The sequence below is a fragment of the Anaeromassilibacillus sp. D41t1_190614_C2 genome, from assembly GCF_015558525.1.
In the GTDB taxonomy this organism is placed as follows: Bacteria; Bacillota; Clostridia; order Oscillospirales; family Acutalibacteraceae; genus Anaeromassilibacillus; species Anaeromassilibacillus stercoravium.
Genome location: NZ_JADMOD010000022.1, coordinates 1 through 15,556, shown reverse-complemented (window position 1 = coordinate 15,556; position 15,556 = coordinate 1). Strand labels below are relative to the sequence as shown.

General features: G+C 53.7%; 10 protein-coding genes. 4 read left to right on the top strand and 6 right to left on the bottom strand.

The annotated features are described in order from the left end of the window. Window positions 1–58: 58 nt before the first annotated feature. Entirely contained in the window at window positions 59–652 is a 594-nt protein-coding gene (locus I2G69_RS13365) for a hypothetical protein (RefSeq protein ID WP_191521477.1), read from the bottom strand. A 37-nt stretch (window positions 653–689) separates the two neighbouring features. Beyond that, entirely contained in the window at window positions 690–1,658 is a 969-nt protein-coding gene (locus tag I2G69_RS13360; protein ID WP_191441582.1) for a peptidylprolyl isomerase, read from the bottom strand. Window positions 1,659–1,900: 242 nt separating this feature from the next. On the opposite strand from I2G69_RS13360, the gene I2G69_RS13355 reads away from it, so the two are divergent. Beyond that, window positions 1,901–2,848 (top strand): S1 RNA-binding domain-containing protein, encoded by a 948-nt coding sequence (locus tag I2G69_RS13355; protein WP_191362924.1) that lies wholly within the window; start codon window positions 1,901–1,903, stop codon window positions 2,846–2,848. A 127-nt stretch (window positions 2,849–2,975) separates the two neighbouring features. After that, window positions 2,976–3,998, top strand: a complete 1,023-nt coding sequence (locus I2G69_RS13350) for an alpha-hydroxy-acid oxidizing protein (protein ID WP_191362925.1) — start codon at window positions 2,976–2,978, stop codon at window positions 3,996–3,998. Between the two features lie 194 nt (window positions 3,999–4,192). Here the strand turns inward: I2G69_RS13350 and I2G69_RS13345 are convergent, their stop codons facing one another. From I2G69_RS13345 to I2G69_RS13335, 3 genes are all read right to left on the bottom strand, one after another. Continuing rightward, the gene (locus I2G69_RS13345; protein WP_195560934.1) at window positions 4,193–5,326 is read right to left on the bottom strand and encodes an aldo/keto reductase; all 1,134 of its coding nucleotides are present in this window, start codon (window positions 5,324–5,326) and stop codon (window positions 4,193–4,195) included. A gap of 254 nt (window positions 5,327–5,580) precedes the next feature. Continuing rightward, a complete protein-coding gene (gene udk, locus I2G69_RS13340) occupies window positions 5,581–6,222 on the bottom strand; it encodes a uridine kinase (RefSeq protein ID WP_087230722.1) in 642 nt (213 codons plus the stop codon). Between the two features lie 14 nt (window positions 6,223–6,236). After that, window positions 6,237–6,812 carry a nitroreductase family protein gene (locus tag I2G69_RS13335; RefSeq protein WP_087230719.1) on the bottom strand — a complete coding sequence of 192 codons (576 nt, stop codon included), beginning with the start codon at window positions 6,810–6,812 and terminating at the stop codon, window positions 6,237–6,239. 399 nt (window positions 6,813–7,211) lie between these two features. Here I2G69_RS13335 and I2G69_RS13330 point away from each other — a divergent pair, with 399 nt between their 5' ends. Next, a complete protein-coding gene (locus I2G69_RS13330; protein WP_087230716.1) occupies window positions 7,212–8,588 on the top strand; it encodes a citrate/2-methylcitrate synthase in 1,377 nt (458 codons plus the stop codon). Between the two features lie 61 nt (window positions 8,589–8,649). Here I2G69_RS13330 and I2G69_RS13325 read toward each other — a convergent pair whose 3' ends face one another. Continuing rightward, a complete protein-coding gene (locus I2G69_RS13325) occupies window positions 8,650–9,285 on the bottom strand; it encodes a Crp/Fnr family transcriptional regulator (RefSeq protein ID WP_237966396.1) in 636 nt (211 codons plus the stop codon). A 326-nt stretch (window positions 9,286–9,611) separates the two neighbouring features. Between I2G69_RS13325 and I2G69_RS13320 the strand changes: the two genes are divergently transcribed. Next, on the top strand, window positions 9,612–15,434 hold the full coding sequence (locus I2G69_RS13320) for a discoidin domain-containing protein (RefSeq protein WP_195560933.1): 5,823 nt from the start codon (window positions 9,612–9,614) through the stop codon (window positions 15,432–15,434). The last annotated feature ends 122 nt before the right edge of the window (window positions 15,435–15,556 follow it).

Sequence of the window (15,556 nt, the reverse complement as noted above, 5' to 3'; positions counted from 1 at the left end):
TTATAAGTAGAAATCTTGGGGAAATTCTCCCGCTATTTTGTCCAAATAATGCAAGGGCTTATTTTAGTATGGTAAACAGGGAACCGATCAAGGGCAACGGCTCTTCCCGGTCCTGCACGGCATGCATAACGCCGACAATAATCAAAGCGGCAACCGCTCCAAACTGCGCCAGTTGGACCAGCCCAACAAGGGTGCTTCCCAGCTGCGCAAAGACCATAACCCCGCCCAGCGCCACAGAAAATAGGGACGTAAACAGGCTGCTGAGCAAGCTGACCACCAGCCCCAGTACCACCTCAAAGATGGTGAGGAGGATCCCCTGGTTCACATGATAGCGCACCTTTGGATTATGCCCATCGGCGATCAGCCCCACCAGCCATAGGAAGCTAAAATAGGACAAGATATTGAACAATTTGATCGTCTCCGGATTGAGGGGCGCCCGCGTTTTGGGTGGCTCTGGCGGCGGATACCCGCCATAAGGCGGCTGATAGGGCTGCTGTCCCGGCTTCTCATAGGGGGACTGGTACGGCGGGGGCGTTTGCCCATCATAAGGCGGCTGAGAACCGTAGGGCGGCTGATAGGGCGGTTGCGGCGTTGGAGGGGTTTGCTGCCCCTCCTGCCCACCCTGCTGGTTTGGCTGATTGTTCTCATTCATGGTGATTTTCTCTCCTTAGTCGTTGGGGAAAAGCGCATTACTCCGCGTGGTAAGTGGTGATCTCCGCGCTTTCAATGGTCACATCCGTTGTCGGCTTATCGTTTTCATCCGTTTCCACCGCAGCAATCTGGTCAACAACGGCCATATCCTCTTCAAACACCTGGCCGAATACCGTGTGCTTGTAGTCGAGGTGCGGCGTGCCGCCGACTTCCTTATAAAGGTCAATCGCCTTTTGCAGGACCGCTTTCTGATCCTCCGGAACTCCATTCATATATTCCTGGTTCAGCGTGTTATTGAGCCCGTCAACGTAGGCGTTCAGCTCCTCCTGGCTTGCGCCGGAAGCCGCCTTCTCGTTCAGCATCAGCGTCGCCTTGCAGGTTTCACGGTTCATATACATGGTGGTCATCATGGATTCCGCTGTATCATCCGTGACGGTATCCTTGCACTGCACAATAAAAAACTGGCTGCCGTTGGTGTCCACGCCGGAATTTGCCATGGAAAGCGCGCCGCGCAGATTGATGAGGTTCGTATTGAATTCATCCTCAAACGGCTCGCCCCAGATGCTCTCGCCGCCGCTTCCGGTGGCCGTCGGGTCGCCGCCTTGGATCATGAAGTTATCAATGACACGGTGGAATACAATCCCATTGTAATAGCCATCGTTGATCAGGCCCTTGAAATTCTCCACCGCTTTGGGCGCTGCGTCCGGGAACAGGCGGATCCGGATATCCCCCATCGAGGTGTGCAGCACGGCGATCTCTTCGCCGTCTGCGGGCTTCTCCAGCTGATACCCGACCTCTTTGCCGTCATCGGGGCGTACATGGTCCTCCGCGTCCGCCGGGATCTCCACTGTTTCCGTTGAAGCCTCTGAAGATGTGGCAGACTCGGTCTGGGAAGCGCTGCTGGTCTCCTCCGAAGAAGTATCCGTATCCCCGGAACAGGCTGTCAGGGAAACAATCAATGCGCACGCCAACAGTGCGCTGATTACTCTACGTCTCTTATTGTTCATGTTCAAAACTCTCTCTTTCTTCACAATCAGATTTTCCCTTTTGGATGGGACAACATGACAATCATAGTATATTCTCGGTAAATATGCAAGATAAGCCGTCGGAAATTCACAAAAAAATCACTTTTGCGGCCGGCACCCTGCGGAAATGCACAAAGAAAACTGCCTGCGGCCCTCCTTCCGAACGAATGCCACCGCCTTAAAACGCATATAGATAACCATGTAAGAGATAAGGAGGGTTCAAAATGGTTGAATACTATCCCGAGGGCTGGCTGATCGATACGGCAGAAAACCGCGCCGCACTGCAAAGCACCGCTGCACTGATCGAAGCCTGCCGTACGGGTCAAATTTTGGAGGGGCGCGCGCTGGTATGCGACAGTTCGCACAACCTGCTCGTCGATTTGGGGTGTGTCAAAGGGATTATCCCGCGCGATGAGGGGGCCCTTGGGATTCGCGAAGGCACGGTGCGCGACATCGCCATCATCTCCCGCGTAAACCGGCCCGTCTGCTTCGTTGTGACCGGCTTTCAGAAGGATGGGGACGGCCGCACAACCGCGCTGCTTTCCCGCAGGGCCGCGCAGGAAAAATGCCGGGAGGCGTTCATCCGCCGCCTGGTCCCGGGCGACATCATCAACGCCCAGATCACCCATTTGGAAAACTTCGGGGCATTTGCAGACATTGGCTGCGGAATTGTCTCCCTGCTTCCCATCGACGCCATTTCGGTCTCCCGCATCGATCATCCCCGCGAACGGTTTACCGTTGGCATGAACATCCGGGCGGTGGTGAAGTCCATTGAAAACGGCCGCATCACTCTGAGCCACAAGGAGCTGCTCGGCACCTGGGAGGAAAACGTCGCCCTGTTTTCCGCAGGGGAGACCGTCGCCGGGATTGTGCGTTCCGTGGAACCATATGGGATCTTTGTGGAGCTATCGCCCAACCTGGCGGGATTGGCGGAAACCCGCGAGGACGTCATCCCCGGCCAGCAGGCAAGCGTCTACATAAAGAGCATCCTCCCCGCGCGGATGAAGGTGAAATTGGTCATCATCGACACCTTTGATTATCATTACCGGCCCGCGCCGCCAAAATACTTTTATGAAGGGGAACATATCGACCGCTTTGTCTATTCCCCGGAGGGCAGCGAAAAGGAGGTTATCACCGATTTTACGTTGCAGCCCCACGAAGCGCTTTCCTAGAAGATCGCACCCATTGGGCGTGGCAAAAATTGCCACGCCCTTTTAAGCATGGATACATTCGGCCATTCTGCATTGGAAACCAGTGAAAAATATGGTATACTTTCTCTCAAGAAAGGCGGAATGTATCATGGAGTATCGCGAAATTTTGGAAAATGCTCGAAAAACAATGGCCCCGAATTGCCGGGTATGCCGCGAATGCAACGGCATTGCCTGCCGCGGAGAAATCCCGGGAACCGGCGGCAAGGGTACGGGGAGCTCTTTTACACACAGCTACGAATATTTGGCAAGCATCAAAATCCACATGGATTTGCTCTACACCGACCGGGGGCAGGACACCTCTTGTTCCTTCTTTGATAAAACGTTCGCGGGCCCGGTGTTTGCCGCACCCATCAGCGGCCTGTCCAACAACTATAATGGCTACTTAAACGAAAAAACCTACGCGGAAGCGTTAGTGCCCGGGACGATTGCGGCAGGATGCGCCGCGTTCACCGGGGATGGCGCGGCGGATTACTATTTTACCGACCCGCTCACCGCCGTGGCAGCGGCAGGCGGCGCCGCTGTCCCGACCATAAAACCCTGGGACCGGGAGAAGGTCCTGGAAAAAATCCATCTGGCCGAGCAAGCTGGCGCAATGGCGCTCTGCATGGACATCGACTCTGCCGGGCTCCCTCTCCTAGCTGCCGCCGGGAAACCGGTCTGCTCGAAGGATGTAGACGAATTGAAAGCAATCCTCGCGTCCACCAAACTCCCGTTCCTGCTCAAGGGCATTATGACGCCGGAGGGTGCCAGGAAGGCCGTTGAAACCGGCGCCTATGGCATCGTGGTGTCCAATCACGGCGGGCGCGTTTTGGACCATACCCCGGCGCCGGCGGGGATGCTTCCCGCCATCCGGGACGCCGTGGGCACACGGGTCAAAATTCTCGTGGATGGCGCCATCCGCACCGGCGTAGACGTCTTTAAAGCGCTCGCTTTGGGGGCCGACGCTGTCCTGATCGGGCGGCCTTATGTGGTTGCCGCCTGTGGAGGCGGCGCAGAGGGCGTAACGGTGTACACCCAGAAAGTCCTCGCGGAGCTGCGCGATGTGATGAAAATGACCGGCTGCGCAACGCTTTCAGACATTACCAGGGATAAAATCACTTGGAACCGCTGAAATCCACCGCACGAAATCCGCTGCATCCGCTTTCCCGCAAAGTACGTGGCAAACGATTGGCACCCTTAGAGTTTTTTCGGGGAACGGGCTGAACGGGACAAAGAAAATGTGGCCGGAAAACGGCCGGCAACGGGATGTCCCGCTGCCGGCCGTCTTTGTATTCTTTTCGGAAGGAAATCCGATCGGGCCGTATCTCAAGCGCCCAGTTTTGCTGCAAAATCGGCCATTGCCTCCGAGATTTTCAACTGCTGCGGGCAGACCGCTTCGCAGCTCCGGCATCCAATGCAGGCGCTCGGCTGCTTCTCCTTGGGAATCGTGGAGACCACCATGGGCGCGATAAAGCCGCCTCCGGTAAAACTATGCTCATTATACAGCGCCAACAACGATGGAATGTCAAGCCCCTGCGGGCAGTGGCTGACGCAGTAGTGGCAGGCTGTGCAGGGCAGCGCGCTCTTGCTCACCATTCCCTGGGCCATCTCCAGCAGGCCCTCCATCTCCCCTGCACTCAGGGGCTTTTCCTCCGCAAAGGTAGCGATGTTTGCCTTCATCTGTTCCATGTCGGACATACCGGACAAAATCATCGTCACGCTCGGGATGCTCTGCAAAAAGCGGAACGCCCAAGCGGGGATGGTCTCCTCCGGACGCATAGCCTTCAGTGGCGCGGCCTCCTGCTCGGAGAGGCGGGCCAGCCGTCCGCCGCGCAGCGGCTCCATCACCCAGACAGGGATATGGTACTCGTTGAGCAAATCCACCTTTTCCTTGCCGTTTTGGAACGTCCAGTCTATATAGTTGATCTGTAGCTGGCAGAACTCCATGTGGCTGCCGTAAGCCTCCAGGAACCGCTTCAACACGGGGAGATTCCCATGGCAGGAGAAGCCCAAATGCCGGATCCGGCCGTTCTTCTTCTGTTCCATCAGATACTCGAAGATGCCATACTGCGGGTCCAGATAGGCGTCGATATTCATCTCGCAGACATTGTGGAACAGATAGAAATCAAAATAATCCACGCCGCATTTTTTCAGCTGTTCTTCAAAGATCTCCTGGACCTTACCCATGTTGGAAAGGTCATAGCCAGGGAACTTGTCCGCCAGATAGAACGTTTCCCGGGGATATTGCGCCAAAGCCTTGCCAAGGACAAGCTCCGATTGGCCGCTGTGATAGCCCCAAGCGGTATCGTAGTAGTTGACGCCGTGCGCCATCGCATAGCCGACCATCTCAGCGGCGGCCTTTTCATCCACTTTCGCGTCGTCGCCGTTCAACACCGGCAATCGCATACAGCCCATGCCCAACGCCGATAATTTCATATCTTGAAACGTCTTATACACCATATTGCTTTCACTCCTTTTTTCCTAGTTGCCGCATTTTATAGATAAATCTAACTTTATTTTACTGCAACCCAGCCGTTTTTTCAATGGAATCCAAAAGCGGGCAAATGGCTTTCCTTCACAGCATCGCATTTGGTCTCCCTTTTCTATCCTGTGGGAATTTTCATATCCATCAGGATAAAGCAGCCTATCCATAAAAGACGGCCTGGAAATCCAAGCATACTGGACTTTCGGCCACTTTATCCGGCAAACGCCTCTCAGCAGAGATCATGTAGAGTCGTATGGTGCAGGAGCGCTTGTATCCGGTCTACCAGCATATGCAGTGCCACTTGGTTTTCCCCGCCTTCCGGGACGATGATGTCCGCATACCGTTTGCTCGGTTCGACAAACTTCTCATGCATCGGTTTTACCGTACTCGTGTACTGCTGAAGCACAGAATCCATGCTGCGTCCCCGCTCTTTCACATCGCGCAGCAGGCGGCGGATCAAACGGATATCTGCATCCGCATCGACAAACACCTTGATATCCATCAGATCGCGCAGCTGTTCATTCGCAAAGATCAAGATCCCTTCTAGGATAATCACCGGCGCGGGCTCCACATGGACAGTATGCTCCGTGCGGGAATGCGTGACGAAGGAATATTCCGGATGGTCGACCGCCTGAAAGTTTTTGAGCTTTTTTACATCCGTAATCATTTGATCGGTATCAAACGCATCCGGGTGGTCGTAATTCCTTTTGGCCCGCTCTTCGAATGGGATCTCCGTATTTGCACGATAATAAAAATCGTGGGACAGGATCAGCGCATCTTCCGCGATAGCTGCCTTCAATTTATTGGCCAACGTCGTTTTGCCGGAGCCCGTTCCTCCCGCAATGCCAACCACAAGAGGCGAACGGTCCAAAGCCTCATCCCTCCTCAAAGCAAAATATCCTGCAAGCGGCGCTTGGGGACATAATGCACGTCGTTTTCATCGCGGTAATAATCGGTGGAACCGTCCTCCCCCACCTCAGTCAGGACAATGGTTTCATCCGGCTTACCCAAGGCAACCAAAAGCACCGGCGTCAGGTGGTCTGCCAGGCTGAGCGCCTGCTTCACCTCATCCGGATTGTAATTGCCGATCATGCAGCCGCCCAGCCCTTTTTCTACAGCGGCCAGAAGCATGGTCTGCGCCACGATTCCGACATCCTTCTGAAACCGCTGGAGCGCCGGATTCAGGTTGGTATCCTGGCAGATGACAATAAAGGCTGTTGGGCAATGGCCCGGGTGCGGCAGGGTCATCTGCGGCAAGGCGCGGGCCCATTTTGTGAGCGGCTGAATCTTAGCCACCGTCTCAGGCTCACAGGCCAAATAGTATTTGAACGGCTGCATGTTGACGCTGGAAGGCGTATAGCGCGTGCAGTCCACCAGGTCTTCCAGCTCTTCCCTTGTAATTTTGCGGCTTTCATCGAATCCTCGGTAACTTCGGTTCTGTTTCAACAATTCTTTCAGCAAGAAAATCCCTCGTTTCTCCACCCCGCAGGGGACTCTTTTTTTTCTTATTTTAATCCAGCCGGATCATCCTTGCAAGGGCACAGCCCTCTAAACCCATATGTATATATTGAATTTTTATACATATTTTATTTAAGAAACACCACCTATATTGCATTGTTTTTGCGTGTTTCCTCCCCTATCCTTTGTGAATTTTATGCAATTTCGCACAGAGTTCACAGTTCGTTAACACAAGAATTCTTGCTAAAATATTCGAAATGTTATATACTTAATTATATTAGTTAATTGTTTTGGGCAAAAAGGAACCCGGTGGGACGGGAAAGAAGGATCTGCCGGTCTCGCCCCGGGGGAGTTTCGTGCGATGTCTCCCCCTATTATCATACTTGGAAAAGGGGAATCAGAATGGCAAAAAACGAGAACAACGAATTCTTTGAAATTACGCCGGAGATTTTGGAGTTGACTGAACTTTGTAAATCGCATAGTACCATCGACACCAGCCTATATGCAAAATACGACGTGAAACGCGGCCTCCGCGATATCAACGGAAAGGGCGTACTGACCGGCTTGACGGAAATTTCCGATATTATTTCTTCAAAAGTGGTGGACGGAAAGACGGTACCCTGCGAGGGTAAATTGTACTACCGCGGCATCGACGTGGAAGAGCTGGTCGCAGGCTTCCTCCGCGAAAACCGTTTTGGCTTTGCGGAAACCGTCTATCTTCTGTTGTTTGGTGAACTACCCAATGCGCAGCAGCTGGACGATTTTAAGCAGATTATGAACAAATACCGCACCTTGCCAACCAACTTCGTGCGGGATATTATCATGAAGGCGCCGACCTCCGATATGATGAATACCTTGGCGCGCAGTGTATTGACCCTGTATGCCTACGACGAGAAGGGGAACGACACCTCCCTCCCCAACGTCCTGCGCCAGTGCATCGAACTGATCGCCCTGTTCCCGCAGTTGGCTGTCTATGGCTACCAGGCATACTACCGTGAGCTGCATCCTTCTAACAGCTTTTTCATCCATGCGCCCCAACCGGAACTCTCCATCGCAGAGAATATCCTTTATATGCTGCGTCTGGATCATACGTATACCGATCTGGAAGCCCGCATCCTGGATCTTGCCCTGGTGCTGCATGCGGAGCATGGCGGCGGCAACAATTCGAGCTTTACAACGCACGTCGTCGCTTCTTCCGGTACGGACACCTATTCGGTCATCGCCGCTGCACTTGGCTCCCTGAAAGGGCCGAAACACGGCGGCGCCAATATCAAGGTCGTCAGGATGTTCGAGGACATGAAAAAGAACATCAAGGATTGGACAGATGAGGATGAGATCCGCAGTTACCTGCACGCCCTGCTCAACAAGCAGGCGTTCGATAAGTCCGGCTTGATCTATGGCATGGGCCACGCGGTCTACTCCATTTCCGACCCGCGCGCCAACGTCTTTAAGAAGTTTGTCAAAAAGCTTTCGGAAGAAAAGGGACTCTCCGACGAATACGGCCTGTATTCCCGTGTGGAACGTCTCGCGCCGATCGTAATTGGAGAAGAGCGCAAAACCTATAAGGGCGTCAGCGCCAACATCGATTTCTACAGTGGATTTGTTTATCACATGCTCGGCCTGCCGTCGGAACTCTTTACCCCGGTATTCGCTATGGCGCGTATCGCAGGCTGGAGCGCGCACTTGCTGGAGGAGCAGATCAACGTCGGCAAGATCATCCGCCCTGCATATAAGAGCATTTCCGAGCATCGGAAGTATGTCCCGTTGGAGGAACGCTAAACCGTTTGCTTGAACCAAACCGGTATAAAAAAGCTGCATGGCATTCTGCCATGCAGCTTTTTTATTTATCGCGCGAAGCAAATGCAAACCTGCGCAACGCTTCCCCATTTAAAATCCCGATTTCCCGGTAATGCGTGGCAATCCAGCCACGGCGGACAAAGTCCCCCAAAGTTTTACTCACCGTTACACGGGAGGCGCCTGCCAGCCCAGCAAGCTCCTCATGGGTACAATGTACCGTATGCCGCTCTTGCGCGGCCGCCAAGTTCAAAAGCAACTGGGCAATCCGCTGGTCTGCTTGAAGGAAGGTCATATGATCCACCTGCGCCGAAAGCATCCGCACCGTGCGCGCTAAATATTCCAGCAAGTCCATCGCCAAGGCAGGCTTCTCACTAAAATATTGCATCAAGTGCGGCCGGTCTACGGCGATAATTTCGGATTGGATCTGGGCCCGTGCGGAAGACATGCGCGGCAGGCGGTCTAAAAAGGCTGCTTCCCCAAAGAGCTTCCCGCTTTCTAAAATGGTCAGTGTCTTTTCCATCCCATTTTCAGAGGTCAGAAAAATTTTTACCCGCCCTGCTTTCAAATAGTAGAGACAATCCGCCCGTTCCCCTTGCAAATAGATCATTTCTCCTTTTGCATAGGTACGCGGCGCTTGGATGGTTTCAAAGATGTGCCAGATATCCTGCTGTAAGTTCAACCCTCCGGAGTCTAAAAAATAATCCGATCCTTCCACAGTATCCCTTCTTTCCAGCTTCATTGTATCATTCGCTTCCCTCAAGAGCAAGGTAAATTTTGAAAGCAATAAATTGTGTATTTTAACGGCGCTTTTTTGTTGAATGATTCTATAAAGTAGATTGAAATTCATTTTAATTTGTGATTATATTATATATAACCTTGAAGTATTTTTTCAACTTTATCAATCATTTGGGGAATCCAAATCTGAATCTGCTATTACAGAAAGGAGGGCCGTATACAAAAAGTCCAAAGCAAACAGCATTTGAAAAAAGGGGGAAACAACAGATTATGAAAAAGAGGCTTACAGCGCTTTTATTAGCGCTGTCCATGGTGCTAACCTGCATCGGATTCTCTCCCACGGCAGCCTTTGCAGCGGAAGAGAACATCGCATTAAACAAACCAGCTACTACAAGCCGCGCCGATTATAATAATCCGGAGATCACCCCATCTATGGCGGTGGATGGAACCACTAGCACACGATGGGCTTCCGGTCCTTATTATCCGCAGCAGCACGGCCCCACAGATGAAAACTGGATCTGCATTGATCTCGGCGCTGTCTATGACATTTCCCGCGTTGTTCTCAATTGGGAAGCCGCTTATTCGCCGGATTACGACATCCAGGTATCCAACGATTACACAACGTTTACCACCATTTACAACGGTTCCGCCAGCGGAGCATCCGTCCAGAACCTGGAGCTCTCTGGAACAGGCCGTTACATCCGTATGTATGCAAATTCCGTATACCGCCAAGATTACGGCACCTCGCTCTATGAGTTTGAAGTATACGGAACCCTTTCCGAAGAGCAGCCCGTTACAACGGATACGGTCAACGTAGCGATTGAAAGTTCTTCCAATGGTTGGACGATCTGCTCCACTGGCACTTGGGCCCCGAAAGGTGGAGAGACCCTTATCCGCTTTTTGCCATCGGACAATTGCCAATTGGAATCCGTCTTGGTAAATGGCGAGGAAATGATCGGCCAAGTCCAGGAAGACGGCACGCTCATCTGCCAGGCGGATACCGATTTGTCCATCGTCCCCACCTACCGCCGCGTCCCTTCCTCCCGTTTTGAGGCGGAAAGCACCACGGTCGTCAACGCAGACGGGGAAGTCATCAATGGAAACATTGTTCAGGACGAGCTAGCCAGCGGCGGGGCATACATGGGTAGCACCGGCGGGAAGGGGTTTATCTTGGAGAGCACCACCCAGGCAAACCGCATCTCCGTTGCATATGCCTCCCCAAACACCGCTACAATCCTGGTATACCTGCTCCAAAGCGATGGTTCCTATGAGGAAATCGGCACCATTAACTTCTCGACTACACAGGGATGGTACATGGATTCCCTGAAGATTGCCCAGTCCGACGCTCTCTATATCCCGGAGGGTTCCACGATTAAGCTAGTGCCGCAGGTGGACGTCAACCTGGACTATTTCACGCTCTCCTATGGACCGCTCAATACGGAGGAAAACATTGCCGCCAGCACGGTGCTGGCGAAAAACGCCACTTTGAATGGCGCAACTGTTACGGAAGATATTATGTCCACAATTGGAACGGTTGCCAAGCTGGACCAGGCAGGCCAATCCGTCTCCTTTACCATTCCGGAGGATATCGGGGAAATCAACGTTTATAATCTGAAATACCGCGCAGGATCGGATACACCCATATCCCTCGCAATCAACGACTCTTCAAAGGAAACTACGCTTGCCGCCACCCGTCCCCATTATTATGCGAGCGCAGGCGAAAAAGAAATCCCCCTCCAGTCGGGAGATATCGTGACCGTCACGCTCCTTGAAGATGGAGAGCTGTATCTGGACAGCATCGCCTTCAGCTATGCAAAGCCGATCGACCGTTTCACGGTGGAGCGTTTGCCGGAAGAAGGCGAACGTATCGAACTCAATATGAACGGCATCTGGGAGTGCACGAGTACATCGTTCGCTGCCGGGGACGCTGTCCCGCAGGCGATCCCGCAAACCTTTGACAATTCCATCCCCGTTCCTGGTTTCTGGGATCAGGCGAGCATTGAAATGCCCAATTATGTGACTTCCGCATTGTGGTATCGCACGACGGTCACCCTGCCGGAGGCCCCTACGGGAAATGCGACCCTGCGCATTGGAAAAGCGTACTATGGACGCTATATCTATGTGAATGGACAATATGCCGGCGACTACCAATACAACTATACCTCGTCGAACACAGACATCACCCCCTATCTCCATGCCGGAGAAAACGAAATCGTCATTATGCTAGGGAACTACATCCAGCAAAGGGACGATCCCAACTGCCCGGCGCATGTCGGTACCGACGGCGAACGCAATTCCTTCTATTCTGGAATCATCGACAGCGTGACGCTGGTTCTCAATGACGATCCGACGGTCACTGCATTGCAAACCGCGCCCGATCTGGGAAATGGCTCCATCCAGGCCCGCACCACATTGGAAAACACATCGGATACCGATGTGACGACGGATGTCACTTTCCACATCTACGAGCTGGGCGTCTATGAAAACGGGGAACCCACCCAGGAAAAGAAGCTGGTTGGCACATATACGGAACCGGGTGTCACCGTTCCGGCCAACAGCAGCATGAAATTTGACGTCGATGCGATCACCATCGAGGATTGCACAGAGGACAAGTTCTGGACTCCGAGTAACCCCTTCCTGTATGAGATCGAAGTCATCACCAACGGCGACACCTACTCGGACCGCTTTGGTATGCGCACCTTCTACTTTGACCCGGAGACAAAACTCCCCATGTTGAACGGCAAGGTGCATTATCTAAACGGCACGAATATTGCCATGAACCGCTTCTATGAAGACCCGCTCCGTGCGGATCATCCGTTTGATCCTGAATGGGCGCGCGCGCTCTATCAGGAGTTTAAGGATATGCACTGGGATTCCTTCCGCTTCCACGTCGGCTTTGCGCCGGACATCTGGTACGATGTTGCGGATGAAGAAGGAATGTTAATCATGGACGAGTACGCCGTTTTCGGCGGCTGCTCCGATGGCTGCACCCAGGAAACCCTCACACCGGAAATCCTCGCCTGGATTGATGAACGGTGCAACAATCCGTCTTTGATCATCTGGGATATTCAAAATGAGGCGACGAACCTTCCGGAATACTCGGCGACCATTCGCGCAGCGCGCGATTACGATATTCAGAACCGTCCTTGGGACAACGGCTGGACGGAGCCGCAAAGCGATACGGACTCCTGTGAATGCCATCCGTACCTATTCCTGAATAATTCGTTTACTCTGTCTGATTTGAACAGTTTCCCCAACACCGAGATGAAGAGCAGTAACCGGGACTCGTGGGGAAACGACAACCCCAAAATCCTAAATGAGTATGGCTGGCTCTGGTTGGACCGCTATGGGGACCCAACCTCGCTGACCGGCGGATATTACAACACATGGATGCCTGATGCAACACGCGAAGAACGCCTGGAATTCTACGCAAAAGCGATTGCACAGACTACGGAATTCTGGCGTGAAGGACGCCACTATGTGGGCATCATGCACTTCGCTGGCTTGACGTATTCCAAACCGAACGCGGGCGGTGCAACCAGCGATATTCTGATGCCGGATATCACCGATCCAACGGTGCGCCCCTGCATCAAGGAAGCGTTCCGCAATGCATTCGCACCGGTCGGAATCATTATCAAGGATTGGTCGGAGACCGTCCGCCCGGGCACGGTCAAAGAATTGCCTGTTACTATCGTCAATGAACTAAACGAAGATCTGAACGGTCTGGAAGTCACTTTGGCTGTGGAAAAAGACGGCCAGCAAGTCTCCAGTGAAACCATTGCATACGATGTGAAAGCGGCAGGAGATCCGGACGGCGGGGACCGCCAAGTACAGAACTTTACCGTCCGCATTCCCAGAACCACCACCGGTGAATATACCGTTGTGGCTTCCTATGTCCGCGATGGGGAAACGGTTTCCAGCACGCGCACCTGGACCATCGATACTAGTCCGGTCAGCATTGCAGAAGGCAAAGAGGCCTTTGCAAGCCTTGAAGAGGAAGACTATCCCGCCAACAATGTAACGGATGGCAGCGATTCTACCCGCTGGAGTTCCTATATCGAAGGTTCCCCTGCGGAAGACCTCGACAATGCTTGGATCACCATCGATCTCGGCGATATGTACAACATCAATAAGGTTCGTCTCGCTTGGGAAGCGGCCTATGCAACGGAATATCTCATCCAGACTTCAGACGATAACCAAACCTACACGACCATTTATTCCGGCACGGCTTCTGAGGACGGGGAACAGATTTTGGAAGTCCAGGGAACGGGCCGCTATCTCCGCATGCAGGGCGTGTCGCGCAGTACCTCTTTTGGGTATTCCCTGTACACCTTCGATGCATGGGGCGATCTGGTGAATCCTCCAACGTATGATGTCTCCGTGGCAGATGTAACAGGTGGAACGGCGACGGTCACCGTTGACCAAGCCGAAGCCCTGGAAAACGATCTCGTCACTGTTACCGTGGCGGATGTCGAAAGTGGAAAGTACGTCGAATCGGTAACGGTCATTGACGAAGATGGATTTACGGTTGACGTTACCCCGCAGGAAGATGGCACATATACATTTGTCATGCCCCCGTGTGCTGTCACTATCCAAGTCGTTTTGGCTGGCAGCAGTATTGAAGAACCGCAGCTTCTGACGGTGCAGTGGAGCGGCAACGCATCCATGAGCGTCGAGGGCGAAGCGGAGGGAATCATCTTCACAGATGCGATCTACGGCGCAAAGGTACAGCCGGGTGAAGAGCTGACCTTCACCTTCACCCCGACCAAGGACGGGTTCTCCGGAGCGCAGCTCAACGGCGAGGACATCAAGTTTGCAGCGGACGGCTGCACGTACACCTTCACGATGCCGGGCGAGAGCACGACCCTGCACTTCACGTTCACAAGCGTGGATAAGAGCATCTTGGGCATCGTATTGGAAGAGGCCAACGCGGTGCCGCAGGACGTGATCGACAGCCTGGTGCCGTCTGCCAAGGAATTCTTCGAGAACGCCCTGGAGAACGCACAGACCGTTTATGACAACGCGAATGCCACCCAGGAAGAGGTCAACGAGGCTTGGAGCGACCTTCTGGACGCAATGCACCTCTTGGAATTCGAAGCGGGCGATAAGGAAACCCTGCTGCCGCTGATCAACATTGCAGAGCAGCTGAAAGACATGCTGGATCAGTTCAAGCCGGGCACGACCGAGGGCTTCGAGAAAGCGCTCAACGCGGCGAAGGACGTCTATGCCGAGGAGAACCCGCTGAAGGCGGACGTGGACGAGGCATATGACAACTTGCAAGCAGCGATTGAAAAGTTGGAATTCAGTGCGGATATGAGCGAGCTGCAAAGCTTGGTGGACGAAGCGAACACCCTCGACCCGGACGACTATATCCAGGATGAAGCGTTCGATACCTTCAAGAGCGTGCTGGCAGAGGCGGAAGAACTGCTCGCGAATGCGAATGCAGACCAGGCCGACGTGGATGCAAAGGCCGAGGCCCTGACGAGAGCGATGGCAGCCCTGCGGAAGATCCCGAACAAGGATGAACTGAACAAGCTGATCGCGGAGATGGAGCAGAAGGATCTGGACGGCTACACCGACCGCAGCGTGGCAACCTTTAAGGCAGCGCTGAGCGTTGCGAAGACGGTTGCCGCGGACGAGACCGCAGACGGCCAGGCGATTGCAAAGGCATATACCAACCTGGAAGCTGCCGCGAATAACCTGGTCAAGGCGGAGAAGCCGGGCACAGGCAACAGCGGCAAGGGCAGCACGTCTGCCAACGTTGGCAACGCATACGGCGCAGCGGGCGTTGTATCCGCAGCGCAGGGCGTGGCCAGCCAGCAGGCGTATGTGGTTTCCGACACGACGGTGAACTTCACCCTGAAGAGAGGCAGCGCATACTGCTTCAAGATGACGGTCGTGAACGGCAACGCCATGACACCGAGCTTCACGGTCGGCAACGGCGATGTGCTGAAGACGCAGTTCGTGGCGAAGATCGGCAACGACTACTATTACAGAGTCTATGCGATCGGCACGCCGGGCCAGAGCACGGGCGTTTATACGACCCTGCCGGGCCAGAACGCTGTTAAGCATTGTGCCGTGACGATTGGCTAAGTGTTTCTTTAGGGCTTCCAATATGGAGCGGAAAGCAAACTCCTTGCAGTTTGCTTCCTTAGGGAACGCCGTAGGCGCGAAAAGGCACTGCGTGCCCGCCGTAGGCGTGAAAGACGCTGTGC

Excerpts from the sequence above, each read along its gene's own strand:
- I2G69_RS13330 (WP_087230716.1), top strand. The coding sequence starts at position 7,212 with ATGGCAAAAAACGAGAACAACGAATTCTTTGAAATTACGCCGGAGATT.
- I2G69_RS13320 (WP_195560933.1), top strand. The coding sequence starts at position 9,612 with ATGAAAAAGAGGCTTACAGCGCTTTTATTAGCGCTGTCCATGGTGCTA.
- I2G69_RS13350 (WP_191362925.1), top strand. The coding sequence starts at position 2,976 with ATGGAGTATCGCGAAATTTTGGAAAATGCTCGAAAAACAATGGCCCCG.
- I2G69_RS13360 (WP_191441582.1), bottom strand. The coding sequence starts at position 1,658 with ATGAACAATAAGAGACGTAGAGTAATCAGCGCACTGTTGGCGTGCGCA.
- I2G69_RS13345 (WP_195560934.1), bottom strand. The coding sequence starts at position 5,326 with ATGGTGTATAAGACGTTTCAAGATATGAAATTATCGGCGTTGGGCATG.
- I2G69_RS13365 (WP_191521477.1), bottom strand. The coding sequence starts at position 652 with ATGAATGAGAACAATCAGCCAAACCAGCAGGGTGGGCAGGAGGGGCAG.
- I2G69_RS13355 (WP_191362924.1), top strand. The coding sequence starts at position 1,901 with ATGGTTGAATACTATCCCGAGGGCTGGCTGATCGATACGGCAGAAAAC.